The sequence below is a fragment of the Curtobacterium pusillum genome, from assembly GCF_013359865.1.
GTDB classification, from domain to species: Bacteria; Actinomycetota; Actinomycetes; order Actinomycetales; family Microbacteriaceae; genus Curtobacterium; species Curtobacterium pusillum.
The window spans coordinates 49,788-63,127 of sequence record NZ_JABMCE010000062.1 but is presented as its reverse complement, the minus strand read 5'-3'; the positions used below and the strand labels follow the sequence as shown (position 1 = coordinate 63,127).

14 protein-coding genes are annotated in these 13,340 nt (G+C 71.1%); 8 read left to right on the top strand and 6 right to left on the bottom strand.

Going from position 1 to position 13,340, the window contains the following annotated elements; translation table 11 throughout:
* Nucleotides 1-3 precede the first annotated feature (3 nt).
* Complete coding sequence (locus HP507_RS05700) at nucleotides 4-981, top strand: Fpg/Nei family DNA glycosylase (protein ID WP_175350874.1); 978 nt, start codon at nucleotides 4-6, stop codon at nucleotides 979-981.
* A 7-nt stretch (nucleotides 982-988) separates the two neighbouring features.
* Here HP507_RS05700 and HP507_RS05695 read toward each other — a convergent pair whose 3' ends face one another.
* The 3 genes from HP507_RS05695 to HP507_RS05685 are packed head-to-tail and all read right to left on the bottom strand — an operon-like array spanning nucleotide 989 to nucleotide 3,741.
* A complete protein-coding gene (locus tag HP507_RS05695; protein WP_175350873.1) occupies nucleotides 989-2,476 on the bottom strand; it encodes an amidohydrolase in 1,488 nt (495 codons plus the stop codon).
* On the bottom strand, nucleotides 2,473-3,105 hold the full coding sequence (locus tag HP507_RS05690; protein WP_175350872.1) for an FMN-binding negative transcriptional regulator: 633 nt from the start codon (nucleotides 3,103-3,105) through the stop codon (nucleotides 2,473-2,475). The genes HP507_RS05695 and HP507_RS05690 overlap by 4 nt, the downstream gene beginning before the upstream one ends.
* 54 nt (nucleotides 3,106-3,159) lie before the next feature.
* Nucleotides 3,160-3,741 carry a hypothetical protein gene (locus HP507_RS05685; RefSeq protein WP_175350871.1) on the bottom strand — a complete coding sequence of 194 codons (582 nt, stop codon included), beginning with the start codon at nucleotides 3,739-3,741 and terminating at the stop codon, nucleotides 3,160-3,162.
* A 96-nt stretch (nucleotides 3,742-3,837) separates the two neighbouring features.
* On the opposite strand from HP507_RS05685, the gene HP507_RS05680 reads away from it, so the two are divergent.
* Genes HP507_RS05680 through HP507_RS05670 form a run of 3 tightly spaced genes read left to right on the top strand, consistent with a single transcriptional unit; the run spans nucleotide 3,838 to nucleotide 6,932 of the window.
* Complete coding sequence (locus HP507_RS05680; RefSeq protein WP_175350870.1) at nucleotides 3,838-5,328, top strand: sensor histidine kinase; 1,491 nt, start codon at nucleotides 3,838-3,840, stop codon at nucleotides 5,326-5,328.
* A gap of 54 nt (nucleotides 5,329-5,382) precedes the next feature.
* Entirely contained in the window at nucleotides 5,383-6,045 is a 663-nt protein-coding gene (locus tag HP507_RS05675) for a response regulator transcription factor (protein WP_175350869.1), read from the top strand.
* A gap of 11 nt (nucleotides 6,046-6,056) precedes the next feature.
* Nucleotides 6,057-6,932: an EamA family transporter gene (locus HP507_RS05670; RefSeq protein ID WP_175350868.1), complete on the top strand. Its 876-nt coding sequence runs from the start codon at nucleotides 6,057-6,059 to the stop codon at nucleotides 6,930-6,932.
* Between the two features lie 36 nt (nucleotides 6,933-6,968).
* Here HP507_RS05670 and HP507_RS05665 read toward each other — a convergent pair whose 3' ends face one another.
* The 3 genes from HP507_RS05665 to HP507_RS05655 form a co-directional block, all read right to left on the bottom strand.
* Entirely contained in the window at nucleotides 6,969-7,121 is a 153-nt protein-coding gene (locus tag HP507_RS05665) for a hypothetical protein (protein ID WP_175350867.1), read from the bottom strand.
* A 101-nt stretch (nucleotides 7,122-7,222) separates the two neighbouring features.
* Nucleotides 7,223-7,546: a hypothetical protein gene (locus HP507_RS05660; RefSeq protein ID WP_175350866.1), complete on the bottom strand. Its 324-nt coding sequence runs from the start codon at nucleotides 7,544-7,546 to the stop codon at nucleotides 7,223-7,225.
* Between the two features lie 90 nt (nucleotides 7,547-7,636).
* Nucleotides 7,637-8,668, bottom strand: coding sequence for a LacI family DNA-binding transcriptional regulator (locus HP507_RS05655; protein ID WP_175350865.1), 1,032 nt, complete (start codon nucleotides 8,666-8,668; stop codon nucleotides 7,637-7,639).
* A gap of 101 nt (nucleotides 8,669-8,769) precedes the next feature.
* On the opposite strand from HP507_RS05655, the gene HP507_RS05650 reads away from it, so the two are divergent.
* From HP507_RS05650 to HP507_RS05635, 4 genes are read left to right on the top strand one after another with little or no spacing between them, the layout of a single operon-like run.
* Complete coding sequence (locus tag HP507_RS05650) at nucleotides 8,770-10,065, top strand: ABC transporter substrate-binding protein (RefSeq protein ID WP_175350864.1); 1,296 nt, start codon at nucleotides 8,770-8,772, stop codon at nucleotides 10,063-10,065.
* Between the two features lie 27 nt (nucleotides 10,066-10,092).
* Nucleotides 10,093-10,965: a carbohydrate ABC transporter permease gene (locus HP507_RS05645; RefSeq protein WP_175350863.1), complete on the top strand. Its 873-nt coding sequence runs from the start codon at nucleotides 10,093-10,095 to the stop codon at nucleotides 10,963-10,965.
* Nucleotides 10,962-11,936 (top strand): carbohydrate ABC transporter permease, encoded by a 975-nt coding sequence (locus HP507_RS05640; RefSeq protein WP_271207158.1) that lies wholly within the window; start codon nucleotides 10,962-10,964, stop codon nucleotides 11,934-11,936. Before HP507_RS05645 ends, HP507_RS05640 begins: the two co-directional genes overlap by 4 nt.
* Nucleotides 11,936-13,330 carry a glycoside hydrolase 5 family protein gene (locus HP507_RS05635; RefSeq protein WP_175350862.1) on the top strand — a complete coding sequence of 465 codons (1,395 nt, stop codon included), beginning with the start codon at nucleotides 11,936-11,938 and terminating at the stop codon, nucleotides 13,328-13,330. Before HP507_RS05640 ends, HP507_RS05635 begins: the two co-directional genes overlap by 1 nt.
* Nucleotides 13,331-13,340: the final 10 nt, after the last annotated feature.

Sequence of the window (13,340 nt, the reverse complement as noted above, 5' to 3'; positions counted from 1 at the left end):
AGCATGCCCGAGGGTCACTCCGTCCACCGCATCGCCCGCCAGTTCGCCCTGCACTTCGTCGGGCACGTCTGCGAGGTGTCGAGTCCGCAGGGTCGGTTCGCAGCCGGTGCCGCGAAGCTCGACGGCACGAAGATGATCGCGGCCCGGGCGGTCGGCAAGCAGATGTTCCTCGAGTTCGAGGGCGACCAGTTCCTCCGCGTGCACCTCGGGCTGTACGGCGCGTGGGACTTTGCGGGCGACATCTCCACCGATGCGACGATGCGCAGCGCGAACGGTCGGATGGGCCAGACGAACCAGCGCGGAACGGAACTGCAGGACGCCGCGGGTGAGGACTCACTGAGGAGCATCGGCGCGCCCCGACGTGCCCGGTACCGGATGGCCGAGCAGGAGAAGCTCGAGGACCCCATCGAGTCGTTCCCGCCGGACCCCGTCGGTCAGGTCCGGGTGCGGATCCTGACCGAGGACGCCGTCGCGGACCTCCGGGGCCCGACCGCGTGCGTCGTCGAGGACCCCGCCGGGGTCCAGAAGGCGCTCGACAAGCTCGGCCCCGACCCGATGAACGACGACGGTCCCGAGGCCGAGCAGGCCTTCGTCGACAACGTCCGCAGCCGGAACGTCGCGATCGGTCAGTTGCTCATGGACCAGGCCGTGGTGTCCGGCATCGGGAACGTCTACCGTGCCGAGCTGCTCTTCCGGCAGCGCATCGACCCGTACAAGCCGGGCAAGAAGATCACCGTGAAGCAGGCGAAGGCGCTGTGGGCGGACTGGTCGAAGCTCCTGCACGACGGTGTCCGGATCGGCCAGATGATGACCATGGACGACCTGCCGGCGGACGAGTACAAGGCTGCGATGGCCTCGCGCGACGACCGGCACTGGGTGTACCACCGTGCGGGTGAGCCCTGCCGGGTGTGCGGCACCGAGATCCGGATGGCGGAGATGGCCGGCCGGAAGCTCTACTGGTGCCCGAAGGACCAGAAGTAGCCGGTGATCAGAGGTCGCGGTACGTGAACTGCCCCGCGATCGCCGTCGCCAGCACGCGCATGCCGCGCAGGGAACCCGACGACGCGGCCAGCGGGTCCGACTCCACGAGCACCAGGTCCGCGACGTCACCGACGGCGACCCCGACCCGGCCGTCCGTCGAGCCCTGCCAGGCGGTCAGCGCCCGGATCCGTTCGGCGGGGTGCCACGCCGGCCGCCCGTCGCGATCGCGTCCGACCGCCGCCGCCATCGAGATCCAGGGGTCGAGCGGGGCCACGGGAGCGTCCGACCCGAGGAGCAGCCGGGCGCCCGCGCGGTCGAGCGACGCGAACGCGAACGCCCGGTCGGTGCGGCCGGCCCAGTAGCGGTCCGCGATGTCCCGATCGTCCATGGCGTGTTCGGGCTGCACGGACGCCGCCACCCCGAGCCTCGCGAACCGCTCGAGGTCGGCACGATCGAGCAGCTGCGCGTGCTCGATCGTGCCTCGTGTGCCGACCGCTTCGAACACGTCGAGCGCGAGGGTGTTCGCCCGGTCGCCGATCGCGTGGATCGCCGGCACGAGTCCGGCGTCGACCGCGCGACGGACCGTCGGAACGACCTCCTCGGGCGGCCACGTGAGCAGCCCGTGCCCGCCGAGCTCGTCGTACGCGTCGGACACCGCGGCGGTCCGGGTACCGAGCGACCCGTCGGTGATCACCTTGAACGGCCCCATCCGGAGGAGCCCGCGGGTGCCCTCGACCACGTCGCCCGTGCGGAGCCCACGCGCGATCACATCGTCGAGGTCGCCCGGGTAGACGCCCGAGTCGACGCGGAGCCCGTCGATCCCGGCGTGCACGCGTCGGGTCCACCGGTCGAGGCCGAACACCATCTCGAGGTCGACGACCCGCGTCACGCCGCGGGCGCTCGCCGCCTCGACGGCGTCGGCGACGTACCCGTCGAGCACGTCGTCGGGGACGCGGGACAGCGCGCCGGTCACGTCGAACGCGTCCTGCTCGCGCAGGACCCCGTCCTCGCCAGCGACGAGGGGCCGGCCGACGAGTCCGGAGAAGTGCGCGAGGGCCGCAGTGTTGCACCACACGGCGTGCAGGTCGCCGCTGATGACGACGGTCGGGAGGCCCGGCGCGGCCTGGTCGAGCAGCTCGCGTCGTGCAGGGCGGGGCCACATCCCGTCGCGGTAGCCGTGGCCGACGAGGACGCGGTCCGCGACGCCCGTGCGAGCCACCTGCCCCAGGAGGCCGGCGGTCGCCTCGGCCGAGTCGCAGGCGGAGACGTCGACACGGCGGCGGACGAGGGCCCACTGGTCGAAGTGCACGTGGTGGTCGACGAGGCCGGGCGCGAGCCATGCGCCCGCCGCCTCCACGACCTCGGTGTCGGCGTCCGCCGGGTCGAGCGTGCCGGCGGGCGCGATCGCCGCGATGCGCCCGTCGACGACGGCCACGTCGGAGGGGGCGCCGGACGTACCCACCCGGCGGACGGTGCGGAGCAGGACCTCCGTCACCGTTCCTCCAGGCCGTGTGCTCGCTCCATCTCGTCGGCGAGCGCCGGCGACGCGTACGGCCCGTCCGAGCGGAGGCCCGCGATGATGCGTTCCACCACCTCGGGGGCCTTGTTCTGCGAGAGCTTCGCGCGGGCGTCGAACCGGGTGACCCGGATGCGGATCCCGACGGTGCCCTTCGCCGTGCGCCGGGCGGTCTCCTCGTCGACCTCGAGCGAGATCGGCGACGGCATGGCCCGCTCGAAGTGGTCGACGAGTTCGCCGAGCACCCGGAAGTTCTCCTCGTCGGACAGGATCTCCGGCGTGCCCCAGCAGTGCGCCGTGACGTGGTTCCAGGTGGGGACGAACTGCTCCGGCGGGTACCAGGCGGGGGAGACGTAGCCGTGCGGTCCCTGGAACACGACGAGCACCTCGTGCCGCCCCAGCTCGTGGGCGACCTCGTCGGGGCGGCCGACGTGCGAGACGAGGACGATCTCGTGGTCGTCGGCGCCCGACGTGTCGAGGAGGAACGGGTAGTGCGACGCGACGAGGCCGGCTCCGGTGTGCGACACGATGGTGGCCCACGGATTGCCGTCGACGAGGCGTTTCACCTCGTCGACGTCGGTCATCAGGAAGTGGGGTGTGTGCCGCATGTCGTCAGCGTGGCACACGTCGTCCGGAAGACGCGACACCCGTCTCCAGGAGCGTCAGCGGACCTCGGCGGAGGACCAGAGCGCACCGAGGCCGCGGCCGACCGGTTCGAGCAGGGGCACGGCGACGAGGACCGCCGCCGCGAAGTACGCGACCGCCTGCAGCAGCCCGGGGATCGAGAGGACGAGGCCGAGCGCCTCCTGTGACAGCGCGAGGTACGCCCCCGTCTGCGCCAGCAGGTCGACGACGAACCACAGTGCGGCCGCGACGGCCACGATCCAGCCGAACGCCCGCTGCACCCCACGCGCGCTCCGGAGCGTGAGCACGCCGAAGGCGATGAGCGCGCCTTGGGCGATGACGTACAGCACCGAGCCGATCGGACCGGGGATCCCCCAGGCGAGTGCGAACGCGAGCGTGGAGACGCCGATCGCGAGCGCCCGACGATCTCGCGCCTGCATCGCTGCGACGAACACGACCGCTGCGCCGATGCCGCCGACCACCGTGCCGACGAGCAGCGCCGCCTCGGGAGGGTCCCACTGCAGGAGCACCACGGCCCCGACCAGCCCGCGCAAGCCGAACACGAGCGCCGCGGCGACTGCTGCCGCTGAAACCGCCCGGACGCCCGTGACGTTCTGCATGCAATCCACGGTACTCGGAGGCGGGGGATAACCCCACCCCGGGTTCGGGAGGGGGCAGGATGGGGGAACGAGCCCCGGATCGCGAGGCTGGGTGTCATGACCGACACCGCCCGCCTCGACCAGGCCGAGACCGTCCCGCTGAACGACTCCGTCCCACCAGGAGCCACCGAACCGATGCCCCCGCAGCCGCACCAGACGCCGCCCGCCTGGGCATCGACCCCGCCGCCGGGAACGAGCGCGGGCTCCGGGTCTGGTTCGGGCGTGACCGCCGGTGCGTTCTACCGGGACGCCTGGAAGCGCCTGCCGCGTGACTTCGGGTACATGGCGCTCACGGCGGTGCTCCTCTGCACGCTGTACTTCGCGTTCCCCGCGGCGATCTTCGGCGGCGGCTCGCACGACCTGTTCAACCCGTTCACGCTGCTGATGTTCTTCATCGCACTGTTCGTGGCGCGGTGGCTCGGCGCGTTCGAGAAGCTCCGTATCGGGTGGGCCGACAGTCGGCCGATCCGTCCGGTGGACTGGACGCCGCGCTGGCAGCAGAACTGGTGGACGCGTACGGGCTCCGCGGTCGCCAACCCGCACTACTGGCTGTACCTGCTGCACGCGGCGGTCGTCTACCCGCTCGCGGCGCTCTGCACCGTGGGGGCCGGCGCGGTCCTGTTCGCCGGGTTCTTCGGCCCGATCGTCGCGGGCATCGCCGCGCTCGCGAACGGTTGGGAGATCAACCAGGCGTTGGCGTACGCGGAGTTCGACCAGAGCTGGGCGTGGACGCTCGGCGCCCTGGCGTGCGCGGTCAGCATGGCCGCCTCGGTCGCGCTCTTCCCGCTCTGGGCCCGCGGCTCCGTCCTCGCCCACTACTGGATCGACTTCGGCCTGCTCGGCGGCTTCCGCGCGGAACAGCTCGAGCAGCGCGTCGCCGGTCTGCAGGCCTCCCGTGCCGGTGCGGTGACCGCCGAGGGGCAGGCGCTCCGCCAGATCGAGCGTGACCTGCACGACGGGCCCCAGCAGCGACTCGTCCGGCTGCGCATGGACCTGTCCGCCGCCGAGCGGGCCTTCGACAAGGACCCGGCGAAGGCGAAGCAGCTCATCGGCGAGGCGTCCGAGCACGCCAAGGACGCCCTCGACGAACTGCGCGCCCTGTCCCGCGGGTTCGCCCCGCCGATCCTGCTCGACCGTGGTCTCGTCGCCGCGCTCGAAGCCCTCGTCGCCCGCACGCCGATCCCGGTCGGACTCGACGTCCGCCTGCCCGACGGGCTCGAGCTCGCGACGGAGATCCAGCGCAACGTGTACTTCACGGTGAGCGAGCTCCTCACGAACACCACGAAGCACGCCGGCGCCTCCACCGCCGGGGTCTACCTCGGTCTCGTGGTCGACGCCTCGGGGCTCTGGTACCTCACGGTCAGCGTCACCGACGACGGCCGCGGGGGTGCCCGCCCGCAGGAGGGTCACGGCATCGAGGGGCTGATGGGCCGGATGCGCGCGCTCGACGGCGAGCTCACCGTGTCCAGCCCGGAGGGCGGCCCGACCGAGGCCACCGCGCGGATCCCGCTCGGCGCCCTGAACGGCGTGCCCACCGCACGGGCGTGACCCCGCGGGGGGTGACTCCGCGGGAGCGCGCGGGCTCCCGCTAGGCTGGTCGGCATGAGCGACGGCCCGGATGCAGCACGCATCCGGGCCGTCGTCGTCGACGACGCCGTCCTGCTGCGCGAAGGGCTCTCGCGGGTGCTCGACGAAGCCGGGATCGACGTCGTCGGGCAGTACTCCGACGCGGACTCGTTCCTCGCGACGCTCCCCGAGCACGCCCCCGACGTCGTCGTGATGGACGTGCGGATGCCGCCGACCTTCACGGACGAGGGTGTCCGCGCGGCCGTCGAGACCCGCCGCCTGGCACCGCGCACCGGGGTCCTCCTGCTCTCCCAGTACGTCGAGGCCACCTACGCCGAGGACGTCCTCGCCGCCGGCGCGACGGGCATCGGGTACCTGCTGAAGGACCGCGTCACCCGGCTCGAGGAGATCGACGACGCCGTCCGCCGGATCGCCGCCGGAGGCACCGTGCTCGATCCCGAGGTCGTCACGCAGCTGATGAGCCGCCGCCGCAACCCGCTCGAGGCCCTCACCCCGCGCGAGCGCGAGGTGCTCGGACTCATGGCCGAGGGGCGCACGAACGCCGCGATCGCCCGCGCACTGGTCATCGGGACGGGCGCGGTCGAGAAGCACGTGTCGAGCATCTTCGGCAAGCTCGCGCTCGAGGACACGGGCGAGGACCACCGTCGCGTCCTGGCCGTGCTGGCCTACCTGGGTTGAGCGGAACACCGTTGAGCAGGATCCCCGCGCCGGTCCTCGCACTCGCCGCGATGGTGTCCGTCCAGCTCGGCGCGGCGATCGCGAAGACCCGGTTCGACGACGTCGGCTCGGTCGGGGCCGCCACGCTCCGCCTCGTGATCGGCGCCGTCGTCCTCGCGCTCGTCGTCCGTCCGCGGGTCCGGCGCTGGAACCGGGCGCAGTGGCTCGGTGCGATCGGCCTCGGACTGGCGCTCGGCGGCATGAACGTCTTCATCTACGTGGCGTTCGCGAGCATCCCGATCGGCATCGCGGTGACCATCGAGTTCCTCGGGCCGCTCACCCTCTCCCTCGCGCACACCCGGCGGTGGCGGGACGTCCTCTGGGCGGTGCTCGCGCTCGCCGGGGTGGTGCTGCTCGGGGTGGGCCCGGCAGCGGTGACCGCGGTCTCCGGCGTGGTGTTCGCCGTCCTCGCCGCGGCGTGTTGGGCCGGGTACATCGTCATGAACCGGCACGTCGGCGCGGCGATCCCCGGTGTCGACGGCCTCGCGGTGTCGATGCTCGTCGCGATGCTCGTGTCGCTGCCGTTCGGGCTCCGGTCCGCCGTCGACGGGGTCGTGCGCGAACCGGTGCTGCTCCTGGTGTTCGGCGGCGTCGCCGTGCTGTCGAGCGTGCTGCCCTACGCGCTGGAGATGCTCGCACTCCGCCGGATGCCGACCCGGGTGTTCGGGGTGTTGCAGAGCCTCGGGCCGGCGATCGCGGCCCTCGCGGGCCTGGCGATCCTGCGCGAGGGCCTCGCGCCGCTCGAGATCGTGGCGCTCGGGTGCGTCACCGCGGCGAGCGTCGGGGTGACGCTGTCCGGACGACGCGAGCGCGGCCGTGGGCCTGGAGGCGCGGATTCCGTTCCGTGACGACGGAACGCGGTCCGCGCCTCCAGGAAGACCCGTCTACTCGTCGCAGAGGAAATCCGCGTACGTGGGTTCCGACCGCTCGCCCGTCAGGAGCGACGGGTCGTTGACTCGTCGTTCGACGTACGCCGCGATGACCTCGGGCGGCGTGAGCACGTGGGCGACCCAGGACGGCACCTCGCTCTTCTTCACGGTGCCTCCTCCCAGTTCCAGCATTCGGATCGAGTGTCTCGATCGTCGAGTTGCTCGTCGTACCGGTGTTCTCTCAACCATCGTCGTCCTGTCAGGGGAAGTCAATGCGGTGCGTTCTCCGGACTGCGCCTGCTGACGTCCGCGCGCAGGGTGCGGTGCTTCACGGCGGAGCGCCACACCCACGCGTTCGCCTGCTGCCCGAACTGCGCCCACTCGACGAGCACGGCGTCGCGGGTCCAGCTCTTCGCGAAGGCCTTCACCCGGACGTGGAACGAGGGGAACTGGATCCAGGCCCACACCGGCACGGGGGTGACGGCGTGGCAGACGTCGGGGCCGCGGGCGTCCTCGGACAGGGAGTACGCGCGCGGACGTTCGACCTCCGGGTGCTCCGGGGGCTGCCACCGGTCCTCGCGACGCCTTCCCACGACAGTATTCGAACGTGTGTTCGAATCGGCGTCAAGTCGGCCGCGTCGCCGGTGGACACCCGCGATCCATGACCGGCGTGTCGAGAGCGGTCAGGGGCGGGCTCGGCCGGTCGACTCGCGGACGCTCAGGGTCAGGGACGGTCCCGGGCGTGACGGAAGCGGAGCGCCGGCGTCGATCTGCTCGCGCAGGAGGGTCGCCGCCCGCTGCCCGAGCTCCACGGTGTCGCGCGTCAAGGAGGTGATCGACGGCCGGACCAGCCGGATCATCGCCGAGTCGTCGAACGACACGATCGAGACGTCCCCCGGCACCGCGACGCCCATCTCGCTCGCGACGCCGAGGCCGGCAACCGCCAGCACGTCGTTGTCGTACACGATCGCAGTCGGCCGGACGGCCCGGGAGAGCAGCGTCCGCGTCGCACTCGCCCCCGCCTCGGCGGAGTAGTCGGTCGGGATCGACTCGGTCTCCTCGAGTCCCTCCGCCCCGGTGAACGCCCGCACACGATCGATCCGCATCGCTGTGTGCTCGAACTCGGGCCGGCCGGCGACGTGCGCGATCCGCCGGTGGCCGAGTGCGTGCAGGTACCGCAGCACGGTGTCGGTCGCGTCCGAGTCGTCGATCCAGACGCTGGGCGCGGCGCCCTCGGCGGAGGGGTGCGACCCGACGATCACGGTCGGCATCCCGAGTTCCGCCAGCAGGGCGAGCCGGTCGTCGTCACGGCGGGGATCGATCACGATCACGCCGTCGACCCGGTGCCCGCGCCACCAGTCCCGGTAGGTCTCGAGCTCCTCGACGGCGTCCCGCGCGACGAGGAGGTTCATGCCGACGTGACTGCCGGCGAGTCCGAGCTGGATGCCCGAGATGAGGTCGCCGAAGAACGACTCGGTGCCGAGCGTCCGCGCCGGCCGGTTGAGGACGAAGCCGATCGACCCGGCCTTCGCGCCACCGAGGGCACGCGCCGCGGTGTGCGGTTGCCAGTCGAGTTCCCGGGCGACGGCACGGACCCGCGCGCGGGTCTCGTCGGACACCCCCGGGCGGTCGTTGAGCGCGAACGAGACCGCGCTGATGGACACACCGGCGCGCGCGGCGATGTCGGCGATCGTCGTGCGACGGTTCTTGGGCACGGACTTGACTATAGCGCTTTAGTTCGCCAGCATCGCTGCATTCGACCGGTTCGGCGACAGGAACTGAACCGGTTCAGCGGATGACGAAGGAGTCAGATCCCATGAGGACCACGACACGAGTGACGAAGGGCCGCGCGGTCGCGCTGCTCGCCACCGCGGCTGCGACCGCGCTCGTCCTGACCGGCTGCTCGGGCGGCAGCAGCGGCTCGAGCGGCGCAGGGGGCGGGGACATCAGCGGCACCATCACCCTGCAGACCTGGGCGCTCACGCCGACCTACACCGACTACCTCAACGGGGTCATCAAGGACTTCGAGAAGGCCCACCCGGACGCGAAGGTCAAGCTGCAGGACCAGCCCGGCGACGGCTACGCCGACAAGGTGCTCAGCCAGGCGTCGTCCAACACGCTGCCGGACGTCATCAACCTCCCGCCGGACATCGCCCTGCCGCTCGCCAAGCGCGGGTACCTGCAGGACGTGTCGAAGGACGACTCGAAGCTGGCGAGCACCTACGTCTCCGGCGCGCTCGACTCGTACGAGTACAAGGGTCTCGACGGCACGTACGGGTACCCGTGGTACCTCAACACCGACGTCGACTACTGGAACAGCGACATGTTCGCGAAGTGCGGGCTCGACGCGGACAACCCGCCGAAGACCACCGACGACCTGTTCACGCAGGCGAAGACCATGCACGACAACTGCCCGACCGACTACCTCATGAGCCGGAAGCCCGGGCTCGGCGACTTCACCCTCGCCGGCGTCAAGGTGCTCAACTCGGACGGCACGAAGTTCACCTTCGCCGACTCCTCGAAGGCGGCCGACCTGATCGACCGGTACAAGACCGCCTACCAGGACGGCTACATGCCCTCCAACGTCCTCAACAGCGACTACCTCGGCAACTCCACCCTGTTCACGCAGGCCAAGGTCGCGTGGACGACCGGTGGCGCGACGTCGCTCGCCGACTTCGAGAAGAACAACCCGTCGCTCAAGGGCAAGGTGACCGTGAGCCCGGCGCTCGACACCCCGCCGCTCTACGTGCAGGGCCTGTCCGTTTCGAGCAAGTCGAAGCACCTCGCCACGGCAGAGGCCTTCGCGAAGTTCATGACGAACGCGAAGAACCAGGAGGCGTTCGCACACCTCGTGAACATCTTCCCGTCGACCACGTCGTCGCAGTCCGACCCGTACTTCTCGAAGGACGACGGCACCGTGAACGGCAAGGCCCGCGTGCTCGCGAACGAGGCGCTCAAGAAGGCGAAGGTGCTCAACCCGGTCGAGGCGAACTCCGCGATGACGGACTTCCTCGACCAGCAGATCGCCCTCGCGATGAAGGGCCAGGTGACGCCGGAGAAGGCGCTGCAGACGGCCCAGACCAAGATGAACAGCCTGCTGGCCAACGGCTAGTCGGCGCATCGGAACAGGAGGACCGTCATGCGCGCGAACCGCTGGTTCACCCCCTGGTTGCTCGTCCTGCCGGCACTCGTCTGGCTCGTCGGGTTCAGCCTCTGGCCGTCGATCAACACCGTGCGGCTGTCGTTCACGAACGCCAGCCCCCTCGGCGGCGTCAGCCAGTGGGTCGGCTTCCGGAACTTCGAGGCCCTGCTCGCGGATCCCCAGGTGTGGGAGGCGCTGCTCAACAGCGTCATCTACATGGCGATCTGCCTGCCGCTGCTGACGGTCCTCCCGCTCCTCATGGCGGTGCTCGTGCAGCAGAAGCTGCCCGGGATCGCCTTCTTCCGGACGGCCTACTACACCCCGGTGATCGCCTCCGCGGTGGTCGTCGGGCTCATCTGGACCTGGATCCTCGACGACCGCGGGGTCATCAACGAGATCGTGAAGGCCCTCGGCGGCGCGGGCATCCCGTTCCTCACCGACCGGTGGCTGCTGCTCATCAGCGCGATCAGCCTGACGGTGTGGAAGGGCCTCGGCTACTACATGATCATCTTCCTCGCGGCACTCGCGAACGTCGGCAAGGACCTGCACGAAGCGGCCGCCCTCGACGGCGCCGGCTCCGTGCGTCGGTTCTGGTCGGTCACCATGCCGGGCGTCCGCGGGACGATGACACTCGTCGGCATCCTCGTGTGCGTGAGCGCGCTCCGGGTGTTCAGCGAGCTCTACATCCTCACCAACGGCACGGGTGGACCGGGCGGGCAGGACAACTCCCTCGTCATGCTCATCCAGCAGTACGCCCGCGGCTTCACCGGCAACCTCGGCTACGCGTCCGCCCTGAGCCTCCTGCTCTTCGTCGTGACGCTCATCCCGATGCTCGCGCTCGCGCGGATGAACAGCAAGGCGGACAAGTGACGAACACGACCTCGACCACGGAACCGGTCATCGGGGGCGCCGCCGGCGCAGCCGCACCCGCGCCCGATGTGAGCGGAGCGACGGGCGCACGCCGCGCCTCCAGGCAGGGCGGTGACGGCCGGAAGCGGCGCCGCCAGGTCTGGGGCGTCATGTCCACCCGCGAGAAGGTGATCCGCTACGTCCTGCTCGTGGTGGTGCTCTTCATCACGATCGGCCCGTTCCTCTGGCAGCTGTCCACCTCGCTCAAGGGCGCCGGCGAGGACATCTACACGGCGAACCCGTCCTTCATCCCGACCCAGCCGACGATCGAGAACTACCTCAAGGTCGCTGCAGCGATCCCGGTCTGGCGCTACATCGGCAACTCGCTGCTCGTCGCCGCGATCGACGTGTTCGGCAACATCGTGTTCGCGACGCTCGCCGGGTTCGCCCTCGCCCGCCTGCAGTGGCGCTTCCGGAAGGCCGTCCTCGGCCTGTTCCTCGCCACCCTGGTGCTACCGGGCGAGGCGACGATCATCAGCCAGTTCGTCACCGTGAAGGACCTCGGCCTCGCCGACAACCTCGTCGGCGTCGCGCTGCCCGGCATGATCGCCGCGCTCAACGTGCTGCTCATGTTCAACGCGTTCCGGCAGATCCCCGAGGAGATCGACCAGGCCGCCGTGATGGACGGCGCCAACGCGATGCAGCGGCTCCGCTACATCTCGCTGCCCGCCGTGCAGGGCACCATCGCCGTGATCGCGATCTTCTCGTTCATCGGCGCGTGGGACGACTTCCTCTGGCCGCTCATCGTCCTGCAGTCCCCGGAGAACCTCACCCTCACGGTCGGTCTGCAGTACCTCCAGGGCACGTTCGCCACCGACCAGCGCATGATCGCGGCCGGCACCATGATCGCCTTCATCCCGATCGCCGTGATCTTCGCCGTCCTGCAGCGCTTCTTCTTCAAGGGCGTCGAAGAGGGCGGGGTGAAGGGCTGATGCGCTTCGGCGTCAACCACACCCCCTCCGTCGGATGGTTCCACTCGTGGCTCGACTTCTCCGCGTCGGACACCGCCCGGGACATGGAGGCGATCGCGTCGCTCGGCGCCGACCACGTGCGGATCTTCCCGCTGTGGCCGGTCGTCCAGCCGAACCGGACCCTCATCCGGAAGCAGGCGCTCGCCGACGTCGCGACCGTCGTCGACATCGCCGGATCGTTCGGGCTCGACGTGAACGTCGACGCGCTGCAGGGACACCTGTCGAGCTTCGACTTCGTCCCCTCGTGGCTCGACAGCTGGCACCGGCGGAACATGTTCACCGACCCGGACGTCGTCGCGTCGACGGCCGCGTACGTGGAGGCGCTCGCCGCAGCCGTCGCGGACCGACCCAACCTGCTCGGGATCACCATCGGCAACGAGGTCAACCAGTTCGCGCACGCGCCGCACCCGTCGCCGCACGACATCACGGCGGAGCAGGGACACGCGTGGGCGGCGGCGATGGTCGCCGCGGCGCGGCGCGGGCTGTCATCCGGTGGGTCCGGTGCGGTCGGTCTGGAGGCGCGGCACGCGTCCGCCCCGCCGGTCGCGGGCAGCGCCGGGTCGCGTCCCGAGCCGCTGGTCACCGTCGCACAGTACGACGCGGCCTGGTACGACGACGCGCAGCCCTTCGGCCCGGAGCACGCGGCGGACCACGGCGACGCGACCGTCACGCACTCGTGGGTGTTCAACGGATCGGCCACACTGCACGGCGCACTGGGACCCGGATCGGTCCGGCACGGCGAGTACCTGCTGCAGCTCGCCGCCGCGTGGAACCGCGACCCCGCACGCCCCAACTGGCTGCAGGAGGTCGGGGCCCCGACGAACGTGGTCGACCCCGCCGACGCCGCCTCGTTCACCGAGCAGACCATCCGGCACGTGCTCGACGCGCAGAACGTGCTCGGGGTCACGTGGTGGTGTTCGCACGACGTCTCCCGGTCGCTCGCCGACTTCCCGGAGCTCGAGTACGACCTCGGCCTGTTCACGAACGACGGCCGGTTGAAGCCCGCGGGGGAGGCGTTCGCCGCCCTCGCCCGGGAACACGGCTCACGGGCGGGCGCGGGGACCGCCGCGACGCCTGCGCCGACGACGACGGGGCTCGTGCTCGACGACGTCCTGGCGGACGGGACGACCCGGTACGGTCTCCGAGCCGACTGCGCGCCGGGCGGCCGGTTCGCGGCGGCATGGCTGGCGCTCGCCGAGACCGACCCGGACGGGCGCGGGCCCCAGGTCGTCCTGCGCTCCCGGCTCGGCGATGCAGGGCTGCTCGCCGCTCGTGGGATCACCCGCTGCGTGGACGTCCCCGCCGACCTCGACGGCACGGCGCTGTCCGTCGCGCACCCGGCGACCATGCCCTGACCCGGGCCCG

Coding starts and splice junctions, on each gene's coding strand:
- HP507_RS05700 (WP_175350874.1), top strand. CDS start 4: ATGCCCGAGGGTCACTCCGTCCACCGCATCGCCCGCCAGTTCGCCCTG.
- HP507_RS05690 (WP_175350872.1), bottom strand. CDS start 3,105: ATGCGGCACACACCCCACTTCCTGATGACCGACGTCGACGAGGTGAAA.
- HP507_RS05685 (WP_175350871.1), bottom strand. CDS start 3,741: ATGCAGAACGTCACGGGCGTCCGGGCGGTTTCAGCGGCAGCAGTCGCC.
- HP507_RS05680 (WP_175350870.1), top strand. CDS start 3,838: ATGACCGACACCGCCCGCCTCGACCAGGCCGAGACCGTCCCGCTGAAC.
- HP507_RS05675 (WP_175350869.1), top strand. CDS start 5,383: ATGAGCGACGGCCCGGATGCAGCACGCATCCGGGCCGTCGTCGTCGAC.
- HP507_RS05650 (WP_175350864.1), top strand. CDS start 8,770: ATGAGGACCACGACACGAGTGACGAAGGGCCGCGCGGTCGCGCTGCTC.
- HP507_RS05645 (WP_175350863.1), top strand. CDS start 10,093: ATGCGCGCGAACCGCTGGTTCACCCCCTGGTTGCTCGTCCTGCCGGCA.
- HP507_RS05635 (WP_175350862.1), top strand. CDS start 11,936: ATGCGCTTCGGCGTCAACCACACCCCCTCCGTCGGATGGTTCCACTCG.